The sequence below is a fragment of the Bacteroides clarus genome (genome assembly GCF_015555825.1).
Lineage (GTDB): Bacteria > Bacteroidota > Bacteroidia > Bacteroidales > Bacteroidaceae > Bacteroides > Bacteroides clarus.
Genome location: NZ_JADNLF010000003.1, coordinates 154,764 through 170,747, shown reverse-complemented (window position 1 = coordinate 170,747; position 15,984 = coordinate 154,764). Strand labels below are relative to the sequence as shown.

The following is a 15,984-nucleotide window of genomic DNA, read 5'->3' as shown; positions in this document are numbered from 1 at the left end:
GAGGTCAATTAAAATATGCCTGACTATAAATTAAATTTCAACACTGACTTGATATGAAACGATTTTATCTGTTATCAGCCATTTGCCTGACAAGCATCAGCCTTTCCGCCCAGGAAAGCACCGGCGAAGAGCGTACTCTCAGCGCTGACAGTATTATAACCTCGGATGCCCGGCTGGACAGCATCTACCAAAGTCTGCCCGAAGTAATGATAACCGGCGAGCGTCCCGTAGTAAAAGCATCGCAAGGCAAACTGGTTTATGACTTGCCGCGGCTTATCCGCGACCTGCCTGTGGACAACGCTTATGATGCCGTAAAGGAGCTTCCCGGCGTAACCGAGATGAACGGCGCTTTGCAATTGGCGGGGCAGGGTGTCACCGTCGTTCTGAACGGAAAGGTAACCACCCTCAGCGTCGAACAGTTGTATTCATTGCTGCGGAGCATCCCTGCGAGCCGTATAGAAAAAGCCGAAGTGATGTACAATGCGCCCGCCCGCTACCAAGTGCGCGGCGCCCTTATCAACATACAATTGAAGCAGACCGCAGACGGCCCTTCTTCCTGGCAAGGCGAGCTTTATGGCAAGTACAACCAGAAGTATTACGAAAACTTTGAAGAGCGTGCCAGCCTCTTATATAACGGAAATAAGTTCTCAGCGGATTTTCTTTACTCGCACAAACATGGCCGTACTTACAATACGACGGACAAAGAGGCTATGCACACTCTGGCGGATGGCTCGGTGTACCCGATGACTACCGATGAGGTGCGCCGCGGCCGTTCGCATACGCATAGTTTCCGGGTGGGAGCCGATTACAATATCGCTGAAGAGCATCAGTTGAGCTTTGTTTATAACGGTAACTATCAAACGTATCACAACCGGATGCATATCAACGGTTCGCAGCAGTCCACCACGCTGAGTAACAGTACGGATTGGCTTCACAACGGTCGTCTGGACTACCGTACTCCCTTCGGTTTGAAAGCGGGTGTGGAACTGACCTATTATCGTTCTCCGTCCGACCAGCTGTTGAACAGCCGTCTGTTGGAGAGCGATGAACTCGACTTCTTTACGCAAGACTGCCAGCGCATCAACCGCTGGAAAATGTTTTTGGCGCAGGAACACAGTCTGGGCAAGGGCTGGGGATTGAATTACGGCATCGTCTATACCACCAGCACCGACAATAGCTACCAATATTACTACGACCCGGAGACCGGAGAGCAGCTGGGAGATGAAAACACAACTTCGTTGGCAGCCGGTGATAACTCCGCCGATAACCTCAGCAACATGAAATCACGCAAACGGGAAGAAACACTGAACATCTATGCGGGCTTCAACAAGAGTTTCGGCGATAAGCTCTCGCTGGACGCATCCTTAGCCATAGAACGCTATAAAACGCCCGTATGGAACCAGTGGGATTTGTATCCTGCCATCAATCTGAACTATATGCCTGCTCCCGGACATATCCTGCAACTTGCGTTGAGCAGTGATAAGGACTATCCCGATTATTGGGCTGTGCAGGATGCCGTTTCGTATATCGGCGGCGGGTATTCCGAGATTCACGGTAATCCTCTGCTGAAGCCTGCGCAAAGCTACGAGTTTAAGATGAACTACGTTTTGAAGGGAAAATATATCTTCAGTACCTGGTTCAGCCATACCAAAGACTACTCGACGCAGACGCTTTACCAATCCTCGCAACGGTTGGTCGAGATTTATAAGTATATGAATTTTGATTATCATCAACAGGCTGGTATACAGGCGTCAGTGCCGTTTAAGATAAAGAATTGGTTGAATTCCCGCCTGACGCTTATCGGGATATGGCATCACGAGAAAGACAATGACTTTTGGGATATTCCTTTCAATCGCAAACAGTGTTACGGCATAGCTCAAATGAACAATACTTTCACCCTTTCCACCAAACCCGATTTGAAACTGACCCTCACCGGATTTGTACATAGCAAAGCGATTCAGGGGATTTACGACCTGCCTGTTTCCGGCAATGTGAACGCCGCCCTGCGCTATGGATTTGCCAAAGGAAAGGCCATACTGAATTTGTATTGCAACGATATATTCGAAACAGGGCAAATCTCTCCGCGCATCCGCTTCCGGACACAGAACGTAACCAATCATTATTCGTGCTTTCGCGAGTTGGGAGTGTCGTTCACATACAAATTCGGTGGCTATAAAGAAAAGCAAAGGGAAGGGGTGGATACATCACGATTTAAATGATTATTTGGCTGTTAATGATTGTTTGAGAATTGAGAAGGATTGAGTAATAAAGGAGGATTGACGATTGAGTGTAACTTGATAATTGAACATGACTTGGCGATTAAATATGATTTGGTAGTTAAGCATGGCTTGGCAATTAAATATGATTTTGTAGTTGATTTGATTAACTCTAAGCCTGAAAGGCTTTCAGCATATAGCCCGGGGTAACACCCCGGGTCTAAATGTCCTCTGTATTCTACGCCCTGTAAGGGCAAAAGATTAATGTTCAAAAATTTTGCCCTTACAGGGCGCAATGTTAGTCATATATACGTTCCCGGGGTGTTACCCCGGGCTTAGAGATGTAAGGCTTTCAGCCTTAGGTTAGTCTATACTTAATATACCTTGATATTAAGTATAAATTGGTCTTAAATATACCTTGATATTAGGCATGATTTGATATTAAGTATAAATTGGTTTTAAATATACCTTGATATTAGGCATGATTTGATATTAAGTATAAATTGGTTTTAAATATAACTTGATATTAGGTATGATTTGATATTAAGTATAAGTTGATATTAAATATGTCTTGATAATATAGGTATGTCTTGTCAATTAAATATGATTTTGTAGTTGATTTGATTAACTCTAAGCCTGAAAGGCTTTCATCATATAGCCCGGGGTAACACCCCGGGTCTAAATGTCCTCGGTCTTCTGCGCCCTGTAAGGGCAAAAGATTAATGTTTAAAGATTTTGCCTTTATAGGGCGTAATGTTGGTCATATATACGTTCCCGGAGGCTTACCCCGGACTTAGAGATGCAAGGCTTTCAGCCTTAGGTTACTCTACAATCAGGCTATTCTATGTATTAAATTATTCCATTATACTATATGGCATTCTCCCCATACCGACGAAACAACTCGGCGTGTTACTAAATTCTTTTTATATACCTGCATTTTCCCTTCTTTTTTGTACTTTTGCAACTTTCAAAAACCAAAGTTGTTATTTAAAGAAAAGACCCTGTATGAAATCAGACATTGAAATAGCGCGCAGCATAGAGCTGAAGAAGATAAAGCAGGTTGCTGAAAGTGTGGGTATTCCCCGTGAAGAAGTAGAGAACTACGGCCGTTACATCGCCAAGATTCCCGAACAACTGATTGACGAGGAGAAAGTAAAACAGAGTAACCTGATTCTTGTAACCGCTATCACGGCAACCAAGGCGGGCATTGGCAAAACTACCGTCTCTATCGGCCTGGCATTAGGACTTAATAAGATTGGAAAGAAAGCCATCGTAGCCTTGCGTGAACCCTCACTCGGCCCATGCTTCGGAATGAAAGGCGGAGCGGCAGGCGGCGGCTATGCGCAGGTGCTTCCCATGGAGAAAATAAACTTACATTTCACAGGAGATTTTCATGCCATCACTTCCGCTCACAATATGATTTCCGCTTTGCTGGATAACTATATCTACCAGCATCAGGCAGACGGCTTCGGTCTGAAAGAAATCATCTGGCGACGCGTGCTCGATGTAAACGACCGCTCTTTGCGCAGCATCGTCACCGGTCTCGGCCCGCGCACCAACGGGGTTACCATGGAGTCCGGCTTCGATATTACGCCTGCATCGGAGATTATGGCAATTCTTTGCCTGTCAAAAGATACGGAAGACCTTCGCAGGCGAATCGAGAACATCATACTCGGCTTTGATTTCAACGGCAAACCGTTTACTGTTAAAGACTTAGGTATAGCCGGTGCCATCACCGTATTGCTGAAAGACGCCATTCATCCCAATCTGGTACAAACTACCGAAGGAACGGCTGCTTTTGTGCATGGTGGTCCGTTCGCAAATATAGCGCACGGTTGCAACTCCATTCTCGCCACCAAAATGGCTATGACCTTCGGCGATTATGTAGTGACGGAAGCAGGCTTCGGCGCGGACTTGGGAGCGGAAAAGTTCTATAACATCAAATGCCGTAAAAGCGGACTGCAACCCAAGCTCACTGTTATCGTTGCCACTGCGCAAGGCCTGAAGATGCATGGCGGCGTCAGCCTTGACCGTATCAAGGAACCGAATATGGAAGGCCTGAAAGAAGGTTTCGGTAATCTTGACAAACATATTCGTAACCTGCGCTACTTCGGGCAGACCGTTGTTGTCGCTTTCAACCGTTTTGCCAGTGATACCGACGAAGAAGTAGAAGCTATCCGCCGTCATTGTGAAGATGATTTGAAGGTGGGCTTCGCCATCAATAACGCTTTCGCCGAGGGTGGGGAAGGTGCCATCGACCTGGCTAACCTTGTCGTGGAAACAATCGAAAAGAAACCTTCCGCCCCGCTGCAATACACTTACGGGGAAAACGATAGCGTACAGCAGAAGATAGAGAAAGTAGCCTGCAACCTTTACGGAGCAAGCGTGGTGACTTACAGCAGCGCTTCACGCAAGATGATGAAGCTCATCGAAGAAATGGGCATCGCGCATTATCCCATCTGCATAGCCAAGACGCAATACTCTTTCTCCGCCGACCCCAAAATATACGGCGCAGTCAATAACTTCGAGTTCCACATCAAGGACATCGTTATCAATAACGGCGCGGAAATGCTTGTAGCCATTGCCGGTGAGATACTCCGTATGCCGGGTCTGCCCAAAGTTCCGCAAGCGGAGCACATCGACATCGTGGACGGTAACATAGAGGGACTTTCTTAAAAATTGAGAATTGAGAATTAAGAAGTGAGAAATAATAGTTTCTACAATAAGAAGTGAAAAAAAACAGGCTGCGCAGTTCGAGTGAACATTGCGCAGCCTGTTTTTTTATTTCTCAATTCTTAATTTAATAATCAGTAAGCGAACAGCGGATATTCCTTCATCTTAGCATTCACACGTGCGCGAACGTCTGCGATGACCTGTTCGTTGTCTACGTTGGAGAGAACGGTTTCGATCATTTCGGCGATTTCCAGCATCAAATCTTCTTTTGCGCCGCGGGTTGTGATGGCGGGAGTACCCAGACGGATACCGGAAGTCTGGAATGCGGAACGGCTGTCGAACGGAACCATGTTCTTGTTTACGGTGATGTCGGCAGATACCAATGCCTTTTCAGCCACTTTACCTGTCAAATCGGGGTATTTGCTGCGCAGGTCTACCAGCATGGAGTGGTTGTCCGTACCGCCGGAAACGATTGTAAAGCCACGGTCTATCAGGGCTTGCGCCAGCGTAGCGGCATTCTTCTTAACCTGCTTGGCGTATTCCTTCCATTCCGGTTGCAGAATCTCGCCGAAAGCAACGGCTTTTGCCGCAATGACATGTTCCAACGGACCGCCTTGAATACCGGGGAATACGGCAGAGTCGAGCAATTGGGACATCATCTTGATTTCGCCTTTCGGAGTTTTCTTGCCCCAGGGGTTGGGGAAGTCCTTACCCATCATGATGACACCGCCGCGAGGACCGCGCAGCGTCTTATGAGTGGTGGAAGTTACGATATGGGCGTATTTCACGGGGTTATCCAGTTCACCGGCGGCAATCAGTCCGGCAGGATGCGCCATGTCAATCATCAGGATAGCGCCTATCTTGTCGGCAATTTCGCGCATGCGCTTGTAGTCCCATTCGCGTGAATAAGCGGAACCGCCGCCGATAATCATTTTCGGTTTCTCACGCAGGGCTACTTCTTCCATTTGGTCGTAGTCTACGCGTCCGGTTTCTTTATTAAGGTTGTATTCGCAGGGAGTATAGATAATACCGGAAGTATTAACCAATGAGCCGTGAGAGAGGTGACCGCCGTGCGCAAGGTTCAAACCCATGAACTTGTCGCCCGGATTCAGCACTGCGAGGAATACGGCGGCATTGGCCTGTGCGCCCGAGTGCGGCTGTACGTTAGCCCATTCTGCACCGAAAATCTGTTTCAAACGATCGATAGCAATCTGTTCGCTTTGGTCTACAACCTCGCAACCGCCGTAGTAACGCTTGCCGGGATAGCCCTCTGCGTACTTGTTGGTGAGGCAGGAGCCCATCGCCTGCATAACTTGGTCACTTACGAAGTTCTCTGATGCAATCAGTTCAATGCCTTTGAGCTGACGTTGATGTTCTTTTTCGATGATGTCGAAAATTAAATCGTCTCTTTTCATTCTTGCTTATTAGATAAGTTTGATAATTCTGTGTTCTCTTATTAAGCGCACAAATTTAAAGGAAATAAATGAATAAACTGTAAGAAAAGTAAGAAATTTCCTATCAAAAGAACACCCCGAGCGAAAAGCTGAGTACATTATCCCGTCTGTGGAAGCGTATTTGGTTGGCAAGAGTAATTTCCTCGCCGACGCTTTCATCGTAAACCGGCTTGTAGCTGATGCGCTTTGAAATGTTGTGCAGTCCGATGTCGTAGCGGAAGTCGAAGAATACGCGTGAAATCGTTACGGCAACGCCGGCCGTGAAGCTGACGTTCAGCGGATAAAGCTCTTCTTCGATATCCCGTTGGTCGAAATTCTCGAAAGTGACCTTGCTCTGCTTGTCCCAAATATAGCGTATTTTCGGTCCGCCGAATACGGCAAGGCTGTAAGGCCCTTCCTTGATGATGTTGTATCCGTAGATTACGGGAATCTCGAAACTATGGATGGACGAGGTGATAGAGGCCATTTCGGGCGTACTGTTTTCGGGCGCGTCTTCGGGCAGCGGCTTCTCGAAGGTGATATTGCAGCGGTTTATCGTGTACGACAGTTCCGGTTGCAGGAAGTGGCGCTTGAAGTTTATCCGCATAAAGAACGAGCCGAAATAGCCTATCTTGTAGTTGTTCTGCACTTCGTCGATGACGGTGCCGTTAAGCACCAGGTCTGATACGAGGAAAAGTGAAGAGGTGAATCCGCCCTTGATACCGAAGTTCACCCGTCGGTCGTGACGGTGGGTATGCTGGGGGCGTTCCGGTTCATCCGTTCCGGGCACAACCGGCAGTTGACCCCACATGGTTGCGGAGAAAGCCAGCAAACAAAACCCGAAAAGTAATCCTCTTCTTCCCATAATTGTCTTTAAATTATTAATGTAACGACACGCTTGGACGTATCAGATAGTATCTATCACTTTTTCTTCTCTACCGACCAGCCGAATTTTCCGATTTTCTCTCCCAGTCCGTAATAACCGCCATGCACGTAGACCAGCAGATTGGATTCCGCCAGCTCCAGCTTTCCGGTTTCCGTATTCAGGCGGGATGTATCGGCACGGACATTCACCACATCGGCGATGAACATATCGTGTGAGCCGAGGGCGACGATTTCCTTTACCCTGCACTCGATGCACAAAGGAGACTCCTCTATGAGCGGAGCGCTGACAACGGTACTCTTGCCGGGTGTCAGCTTCATCTCCTCGAATTTGTTGTAGTTCTTGCCCGAGCGTACGCCACACCAGTCGGTGGCGCGTGCCATGTCTTTGGTTGTCAGGTTGATGACAAACTCCATGTTACGCTTGATGATGTCGTAGGAGTGACGTTCCGGACGTACGGAAATATAGCACATGGGCGGGTTTGTGCAAATGGTTCCCGTCCATGCGACAGTCAGTATGTTGTATTCTTCCGGGGTGCTTCCGCAGCTCACCAGTACGGCGGGCAGCGGATAAATCATGGTTCCCGGTTTCCAGTCTTCTTTCATCAGATTATCTCTATGTCCTCTCTTGTTTGTTCTTTCTCGCAATAGTGGCATTTGATTACGCAATTATCCTTGTCCACCACATGAAACAAGGTAGGCATCGGCTCGTTGTTGGTGATGCACTTGGGATTGGCGCATTTTACGATGCCGCGTAATTCGTCGGGCAGGTTCACTTCGCGTTTTTCCACCACTTCGTAGTCGCGGATGATGTTCAACTTTACGTTGGGGGCAACTACGGCGATGCGGTTTATTTCCTCGTCGCAGAAGAAATTATCCGCTATTTTGATGATACCCTTTGTCCCCAGCTTCTTGCTCTTGAGGTTGAAGCCGATTGTTATGTTGTTGTTCATCTGTTTCAGTCCGAGCAGTGACACTACTGTAAACAACTTTTCGGATGGTATATGGTCGATGACAGTGCCGTTTTCTAACGCGGCTACTTGTAATTCTTGCTTTTTCATGTCCTAAATAAAGTATGAAGTGTAAAATATTGAAGTAGAAAGCGTAAAAGAAGTATAACGTTTAGAGCGGTATACCTCATGTTCCATGCTTTATACTTTAACATCGTCCAGCGTGATGCCGAGGACATCGCAGAGGATGGCTTCGCGGGCATAAAGTCCGTTTTGCGCCTGCTGGAAATAGTACGCTTTCGGATTGTCGTCCACATCGAGGGCTATCTCGTTGACACGGGGCAGCGGATGCAGGATGCGCAGGTTGGGACGGGTGTGTTCCAGCATCTTGTTGCGCAGGATGTAGATGTTCTTTACACGTTCGTACTCCATGAGGTCGGTGAAGCGTTCACGCTGCACACGGGTCATGTAGAGGATGTCCGCGTCGGCTATTATTTCTTCCGTGAAGTCGGTGTGTTCCACGAATTTGATGTCGTGTTCGCGACAGTAAATCTTGTATTCTTCCGGCATTTTCAGTTCTTCGGGAGCGATGAAATGGAAGGTGGGGTTGAAGTGGCGCATTGCCATCAGCAGGGAGTGTACGGTGCGGCCGTATTTCAAATCGCCTACCAGGTAAATGTTCAGATTCTCCAGCGTGCCTTGCGTCTTGTAGATGGAGTAGAGGTCGAGCATCGTTTGCGAGGGGTGCTGGTTGGCTCCGTCTCCGGCATTGACGATAGGCACCGAGGTTACTTCGCTGGCATAGCGGGCAGCCCCTTCCAGATAGTGGCGCATCACGATGATGTCGGCGTAGTTGCTTACCATTTTGATGGTGTCTTTCAGCGTTTCGCCCTTGGACGAGCTGGTGGCTTTAGGGTCGCTGAAACCGATGACACGTGCGCCGAGACGGTTGGCGGCGGTTTCAAAACTTAAACGGGTACGGGTGGACGGCTCGAAAAATAGGGTGGCGACAACTTTTTCATCAAGCAGATGCCTGTTGGGCTTTGCCTCGAACTCTTTCGCCATTTCGAGCATGTAGAGGATTTTTTCCTTGCTGTGTTCGGCGATAGTGACTAAACTTCTGTTTTCCATATCGTTGATATTCATTTTACTTTTCGAGAGTGTAAAGGTACGAAAAAGATGTGGCGCACGAAAATGTGAGCGGACTTTTTTGAGATAAAAATGCAGGTTGTCGCCAAGCGCGCGCTTTGTCGCTCCCGAGCCCTCAGCCCGTCATTCCCGGGCGCACGTCTCATCGGTCGTGAGCCCGTGGTTTACGCTTGCCGGCATGCGCGGCCGGGCTTCGCAAGGTGTGGGCTCGGGAACGGCAAGCCGCGCGCTTCCGGTCTCTCGTTTCCCGGAAAGAAAAAAGCGGCAGCGGCGGCAGTTCTTTCTTTTTCTTTCTTATGATGTTGTTGTTTATATATAATATATAGTATTTCCGCATGAAAAAACGCGCGAAAAAGCGGTTAATAGCTTGCTTGTCAGCGCATTTTCGATTTTCCTCTGATTTAAAAAAGTGCAGAATTTGTTCACTTTAGAGGCGTTTCGCGTTCATTTTCGTGCGAAAAGTGTCAAAATCTGCACGGGAAAACCCGCTTTCCGAACCTAAAAAAGACGAAAAAAGCAGGGATGTTTGGGTGTATATATATTATATTTCCGTACCTTTGCCCTATTATTATAATCACAGAAATTGTTGAACCGGACATGATAAAAAGAGTCGTAAAAGTCCTTTGGATTTTCATAGCACTGATAGCATTGACATGCGTTATTATTTTCTTCTCGATAGCAAAAGGTTGGATTGGCTATATGCCGCCTGTGGAAGACCTGGAAAATCCCAATTATAAATTTGCAACGGAAATCTTCTCGGAAGACGGAAAAGTTCTGGGTACTTATTCTTATAGTAAGGAGAACCGCGTTTTTGTGGGATATAACGATTTGTCCCCCCATATCATCAATGCGCTGATCGCGACGGAAGACGTACGTTTCGCCGAACATTCGGGTATTGACGCCATCGCGCTGTTCCGTGCCGTGGTGAAGCGGGGAATCCTGATGCAGAAGAATGCCGGCGGCGGCAGCACCATCAGCCAGCAGCTTTCCAAGCAGCTCTATTCTCCGAGCGCCGATAACATTATGGAGCGTCTGTTCCAAAAACCCATCGAATGGGTTATCGCCGTGAAACTGGAACGCTATTATACCAAAGAGGAGATTCTTACGATGTATCTCAACAAGTTCGACTTCCTGAACAATGCGGTAGGTATAAAAACCGCCGCTTATACTTACTTCGGTTGCGAGCCGAAAGAATTAAAGATAGAGGAAGCCGCCACGCTGGTGGGTATGTGCAAGAATCCGTCGCTTTACAATCCGGTACGTTATAACGAACGCTCGCGCGGACGCCGCAATGTGGTGCTCGACCAAATGCGCAAGGCCGGATATATCACCGTTGAGGAACGCGACTCTTTGCAGGCATTGCCCCTGAAACTGTCCTATCATCGCGTAGACCATAACGAGGGGCTTGCAACGTATTTCCGCGAATATCTGCGCGGCGTACTGAATGCCAGGAAACCCGACAAATCGGATTACCGGGGCTGGCAGATGCAGAAGTATTACGAGGATTCGCTCGACTGGGAAACAAACCCTCTGTACGGCTGGTGCGAAAAGAATACGAAGAAAGACGGAAGCAAATACAACCTGTATACGGACGGGCTGAAAATCTATACCACGATCGACTCCCGCATGCAGAAATATGCGGAGGACGCCGTGACCGAGCATCTGAAAGAATTGCAGGGTTACTTCTTCAAGGAGAAAAAAGGCGCTAAAAAAGCGCCCTATACTTTCCGTCTGACGCAGGAGCAGGTGGACGAAATCCTGGGACGTGCCATGAGGCTGTCCGACCGCTACCGCATCATGAAGAACGCCGGAGCTTCCGAGGCGGAAATCAAGAAAGCGTTTGATACGCCCGAGCAAATGTCCGTATTCAGTTGGGGCGGCGAGAAAGATACGGTAATGACGCCGATGGACTCCATACGTTATTACAAGTTCTTCCTGCGTGCCGGATTCATGTCGATGGACCCTCGCAACGGTCATGTAAAAGCGTATGTAGGCGGGCCTAACCACCATTACTTCAAGTATGACATGGCCATGGTGGGACGCCGCCAAATCGGTTCTACCATGAAGCCTTATGTGTACTCGCTGGCCATGGAGAACGGCTTTTCTCCTTGCGATCAGGCGCGTCACGTGGAATATACGTTGATAGACGAAAACGGAAAACCCTGGACACCGCGTAACGCCAACAAAAAACGCTACGGCGAAATGGTGACGGTGAAGTGGGGACTGGCGAATTCGGACAACTGGATTACGGCCTATCTGATGAGCAAACTGAACCCGTATGAATTGAAACGGCTGGTACACAGCTTCGGTGTGCGCAATCGCGACATCGTGCCTTCGGTATCTCTCTGTCTCGGCCCTTGCGAAATATCCGTAGGCGAGATGGTGAGCGCTTACACCGCATTCCCCAATAAGGGTATTCGTGTAGCGCCGCTGTTCGTAACCCGTATCGAGGATAACGACGGTAATGTACTGGCTACATTCTCGCCGGAAATGCAGGAAGTAATCAGCGCATCCAGCGCTTATAAGATGCTGGTGATGCTGCGTGCGGTAGTCAATGAAGGTACCGGCGGACGTGTCCGCCGCCTGGGTGTGAAGGCCGATATGGGCGGCAAGACCGGAACGACCAACTTTAACGCCGACGGCTGGTTCATGGGCTTTACGCCTTCGCTGGTGTCCGGTTGCTGGGTGGGCGGCGAAGACCGTGATATTCACTTCGATACGATGCTGCACGGACAAGGCGCTTCCATGGCATTGCCTATCTGGGCTAAATATATGGTGAAAGTGCTTGGCGACAAATCGCTGGGATATGACGAAAACGAGACTTTCCAACTGCCCGAAGGTTTCGACCCGTGCAAGGACAGCGACTATGAGGATGCGGAACCTGCATCGGAAATAGGATTGGACGATTTGTTTAATTGAGAACCGGATAACAGAAATGGTGTATACAATCTGCATCGGCAGTAACGAGCACCGGAAAGATAATCTGGCATTGGCGCGTAAAAGGCTGTCGGAACTTTTTCCGGATATTCGTTTTTCAGCAGAGGTGGATACGAAACCGTTGTTTTTCCGGCGGCAGGCGTTGTTTACCAATCAGGTGGCACGTTTCATATCCGATTATGACGCCGATGAAGTCATACTCCGTTTGAAAAATATAGAACGGGAAGCCGGAAGAACGCCCGAAGAGAAGGAACGGGAGATTGTGCGCCTCGATATCGACTTGCTGGCCTGTGATGGCAAGGTGTATAAACCCGAAGATTGGAAACGGGACTATATTGTCCGTGGATTGGAAGAACTATAAAGTATTAACGATATGAAATTTCTGGGAATCATTCCTGCCCGTTACGCATCTACGCGTTTCCCGGCCAAACCTTTGGCTTTGTTGGGTGGAAAAACCGTTATTCAGCGGGTGTATGAACAAGTGGCCGGTGTTTTGGACGACGCTTACGTGGCTACCGACGACGAGCGCATCGAAGCTGCCGTAAAGGCGTTCGGCGGAAAAGTCGTGATGACGTCCGTACATCATAAAAGCGGTACCGACCGTTGTTATGAGGCCTGTACCAAAGTAGGGGACGGATTTGATGTGGTGGTAAACATTCAGGGTGACGAACCTTTTATACAACCGTCACAACTGGAAACCGTAAAGGCTTGCTTCGATGACCCGTCCACGCAGATTGCCACCTTGGTAAAACCTTTCACGGCGGATAACGGCTTCGAGGCATTGGAGAACGTCAATTCTCCGAAAGTGGTACTCAACAAGAACATGAACGCCCTTTATTTCAGCCGTTCCATCATTCCGTACCAGCGTAATACGGAAAAACGGGAGTGGCTGAAAAATCACACTTATTACAAACACATCGGTTTGTATGCCTATCGGGTGGAAGTACTGAAAGAGATAACTTCGCTTCCCCAGTCCTCGCTCGAACTGGCGGAATCGCTGGAGCAGTTGCGTTGGCTGGAGAACGGTTATACCATTAAAGCCGGCATTACCGAAGTGGAGACAATCGGCATCGATACGCCGCAGGATTTGGAGCATGCGGAACGCTTCCTGCAAGCTCAAAACGTTCAATGAATAGTTGACTGATGATGCTTTTGGACAGAACCATCCAACCTAAAGTAAGGGATATCGAGCATTTGGCCGTACAAATGCCCCGACGCTCCGTCATGCCCAACGGCGTACTTTTGAACGTTCTCGATTCCGGCGATAATGAAGTGGTACGCATAGACCTGCTGATGGAAGGCGGACGCTGGCAGCAGTCGCAACCGTTGCAGGCTCTGTTCACCAACCGTATGCTGCGTGAAGGAACGCTGCGGTACGGCGCTTTGGAAATAGCGGAGAAGCTGGACTATTACGGCGCATGGCTGGAGCTGTCCAGCGCATCGGAATATGCCTACATCACGCTTTATTCGTTGAATAAATACCTGCCGCAGACTTTGGAGATACTGGAGTCTATCGTGAAAGAACCAGTATTTCCGGAGAAGGAGTTGGGCATTATCATAGATAATAATATCCAGCAGTTCATGGTCAATTCGTCCAAAGTGGATTTTCTGGCGCACCGGGCGTTGATGAAAGCGGTGTATGGCGAAGCGCATCCCTGCGGGCGGCTGGTGCAGAAAGAGGATTATAACCGGATAAACCCTGCCGTGCTCAGGGAGTTCTACGACCGGCATTATCATTCGCGGAACTGTACGATTTACGTTTCCGGAAAAGTAAGCGATGATTGTGTGCGGCGGATAGAGGATTTGTTCGGCAGGGAAGCGTTCGGCAAGGATTTTCGCAAACCGGAAAGGAGAGACTTTATTCCGGTTTCTTCCGCAGACAAACGGATTTTTGTGGAATATGCGGATGCCATGCAGAGCGCGGTGCGCATGGGCATGCTTTCCTTGGAGCGCAATCATCCCGATTATTTGAAGACACGGGTGATGGTGACGCTGTTCGGCGGGTATTTCGGAAGCCGCCTGATGTCTAACATCCGTGAGGAAAAAGGATATACTTACGGTATTTCCGCAGGTATCGTGCCCTATCCGGGAAAAGGGATGCTGGTTGTAAATACGGAAACGGCAAACGAGTTTGCAGAGCCTCTTATTCGGGAAGTTTATCACGAAATAGACTGCCTGCAGAATGATTTGGTACCGGAAGAGGAGTTGTCTATGGTAAAGAATTATATGCTGGGCGAGATGTGCCGCAGCTATGAATCGGCGTTTTCGCTGGCAGACGCGTGGATGTTCGTTCAGGTTTCGGGCTTCGGTGATACCCACTTTGAGGATGCCCTGAATGCGGTTAAGGATATTACCCCCGAAGAAATACGGGAACTTGCCGGACGGCATTTGTGCAAAGAGAAATTAAAAGAAGTCATATCCGGCAAAAAAATGTCATAAAAAGCGGGAAGCGGCTCGTGGTTTTGGCAGATTAATCGTATCTTTGTCAAAATACTAATTAAGTAATCTGTAACCAAAGATGAAATATCTATATACCGCAATCATTCTGTTATACTTATCACAGGGCAGTGCCGCAGCCCAAGAAAAGAGCGGTTTCTTCGATAAAATAAAGGGTACTTTCTCATCGGAAATAAAAATAGGGACGCATACGTTTAAAGACGGTTCCGTATATACCGGCGAGATGAAAGGACGCAAACCCAACGGTAAAGGAAAGACGGTTTTTAAGAACGGCGATGTCTATGAAGGCGAATACGTCAAAGGAAAACGCGAGGGGTACGGCGTCTATACTTTTCCCGACGGCGAGAAGTACGACGGCCAGTGGTTTCAAGACCAGCAGCATGGCAGAGGTATCTATTATTTTATGAACAATAACCGTTACGACGGTATGTGGTACCAGGACTACCAACACGGCAAAGGCACCATGTACTACTATAACGGTGACCTTTACGAGGGCGACTGGATAAACGACAAACGTGAAGGCCAGGGTACTTATACCTGGAAGAACGGTTCCAAATACATCGGCTCGTGGAAAGACGACAAAAAGAACGGTGAGGGTACGTTAATCTGGAATGACGGCTGCAAATACGACGGTCATTGGAAGAATGATGTACGCGACGGCAAAGGTACGTTTGAATATGCCAATGGCGATAAGTATGTAGGCGACTGGAAAGAGGATATGCAGCATGGCAAGGGTATTTACTTTTTCCATACGGGCGACCGCTACGAGGGTTCTTACGTGCAGGGCGAGCGTACCGGCGAAGGCATTTATTATCATGCCAGCGGCAATAAATATGTAGGAAACTTCAAGAACGGCATGCAGGACGGACAGGGTACGTTTACATGGGCCAGCGGTGCCGTATACGACGGACAATGGAAAGATAACCAGCGTAATGGCTATGGCGTTTACAAATGGAACGTCGGCGATTCCTACGAAGGTGAATGGAAAGATAATAAATTCAACGGCCAGGGTACTCTGATTCTTACCGACGGCACAAAATACAAAGGCGGTTTTGTGAACGGACTGGAAGAGGGAAGCGGCGTGCAGGAAGATAAGAACGGAAACCGCTACGAAGGCTTCTTCAAACAAGGCAAGAAAGACGGCCCGTTTGTGGAAACGGACAAGAACGGAAAGCTGATACGGAAAGGAACCTACAAAATGGGACGGTTGAGTAATTGAAAATTGAGAATTAAAAATTAAAAAATAGAGAGGGCTGCGCGATTCGGATGAATATTGCGCAGCCCTTA

General features: G+C 48.4%; 12 protein-coding genes. 7 read left to right on the top strand and 5 right to left on the bottom strand.

Annotated elements, in window-relative coordinates; genetic code table 11:
• Positions 1 to 53 precede the first annotated feature (53 nt).
• Both I2F54_RS04780 and I2F54_RS04775 read left to right on the top strand, forming a co-directional pair.
• Positions 54 to 2,219 carry an outer membrane beta-barrel family protein gene (locus tag I2F54_RS04780; protein ID WP_195500626.1) on the top strand — a complete coding sequence of 722 codons (2,166 nt, stop codon included), beginning with the start codon at positions 54 to 56 and terminating at the stop codon, positions 2,217 to 2,219.
• 1,002 nt (positions 2,220 to 3,221) lie between these two features.
• Complete coding sequence (locus tag I2F54_RS04775) at positions 3,222 to 4,892, top strand: formate--tetrahydrofolate ligase (RefSeq protein WP_195500625.1); 1,671 nt, start codon at positions 3,222 to 3,224, stop codon at positions 4,890 to 4,892.
• Between the two features lie 131 nt (positions 4,893 to 5,023).
• Here the strand turns inward: I2F54_RS04775 and glyA are convergent, their stop codons facing one another.
• The 5 genes from glyA to pyrB form a co-directional block, all read right to left on the bottom strand.
• Positions 5,024 to 6,304, bottom strand: a complete 1,281-nt coding sequence (glyA, locus tag I2F54_RS04770) for a serine hydroxymethyltransferase (protein ID WP_009121016.1) — start codon at positions 6,302 to 6,304, stop codon at positions 5,024 to 5,026.
• 103 nt (positions 6,305 to 6,407) lie between these two features.
• Positions 6,408 to 7,187: a porin family protein gene (locus I2F54_RS04765; protein WP_009121015.1), complete on the bottom strand. Its 780-nt coding sequence runs from the start codon at positions 7,185 to 7,187 to the stop codon at positions 6,408 to 6,410.
• Positions 7,188 to 7,243: 56 nt separating this feature from the next.
• A complete protein-coding gene (locus tag I2F54_RS04760) occupies positions 7,244 to 7,810 on the bottom strand; it encodes a flavin reductase family protein (RefSeq protein ID WP_009121014.1) in 567 nt (188 codons plus the stop codon).
• Positions 7,810 to 8,265, bottom strand: a complete 456-nt coding sequence (gene pyrI, locus I2F54_RS04755) for an aspartate carbamoyltransferase regulatory subunit (protein WP_195500624.1) — start codon at positions 8,263 to 8,265, stop codon at positions 7,810 to 7,812. The genes I2F54_RS04760 and pyrI overlap by 1 nt, the downstream gene beginning before the upstream one ends.
• A gap of 90 nt (positions 8,266 to 8,355) precedes the next feature.
• Complete coding sequence (pyrB, locus tag I2F54_RS04750) at positions 8,356 to 9,285, bottom strand: aspartate carbamoyltransferase (RefSeq protein ID WP_022218837.1); 930 nt, start codon at positions 9,283 to 9,285, stop codon at positions 8,356 to 8,358.
• Positions 9,286 to 9,900: 615 nt separating this feature from the next.
• Between pyrB and I2F54_RS04745 the strand changes: the two genes are divergently transcribed.
• From I2F54_RS04745 to I2F54_RS04725, 5 genes are all read left to right on the top strand, one after another.
• Complete coding sequence (locus tag I2F54_RS04745) at positions 9,901 to 12,222, top strand: transglycosylase domain-containing protein (protein ID WP_039950353.1); 2,322 nt, start codon at positions 9,901 to 9,903, stop codon at positions 12,220 to 12,222.
• Between the two features lie 16 nt (positions 12,223 to 12,238).
• On the top strand, positions 12,239 to 12,601 hold the full coding sequence (locus I2F54_RS04740; protein WP_195500623.1) for a 2-amino-4-hydroxy-6-hydroxymethyldihydropteridine diphosphokinase: 363 nt from the start codon (positions 12,239 to 12,241) through the stop codon (positions 12,599 to 12,601).
• Positions 12,602 to 12,613: 12 nt separating this feature from the next.
• Positions 12,614 to 13,372, top strand: coding sequence for a 3-deoxy-manno-octulosonate cytidylyltransferase (gene kdsB / locus I2F54_RS04735; RefSeq protein ID WP_195500622.1), 759 nt, complete (start codon positions 12,614 to 12,616; stop codon positions 13,370 to 13,372).
• An 11-nt stretch (positions 13,373 to 13,383) separates the two neighbouring features.
• On the top strand, positions 13,384 to 14,679 hold the full coding sequence (locus I2F54_RS04730) for a M16 family metallopeptidase (RefSeq protein WP_022218756.1): 1,296 nt from the start codon (positions 13,384 to 13,386) through the stop codon (positions 14,677 to 14,679).
• Positions 14,680 to 14,758: 79 nt separating this feature from the next.
• On the top strand, positions 14,759 to 15,916 hold the full coding sequence (locus I2F54_RS04725) for an MORN repeat-containing protein (protein ID WP_009121006.1): 1,158 nt from the start codon (positions 14,759 to 14,761) through the stop codon (positions 15,914 to 15,916).
• Positions 15,917 to 15,984: the final 68 nt, after the last annotated feature.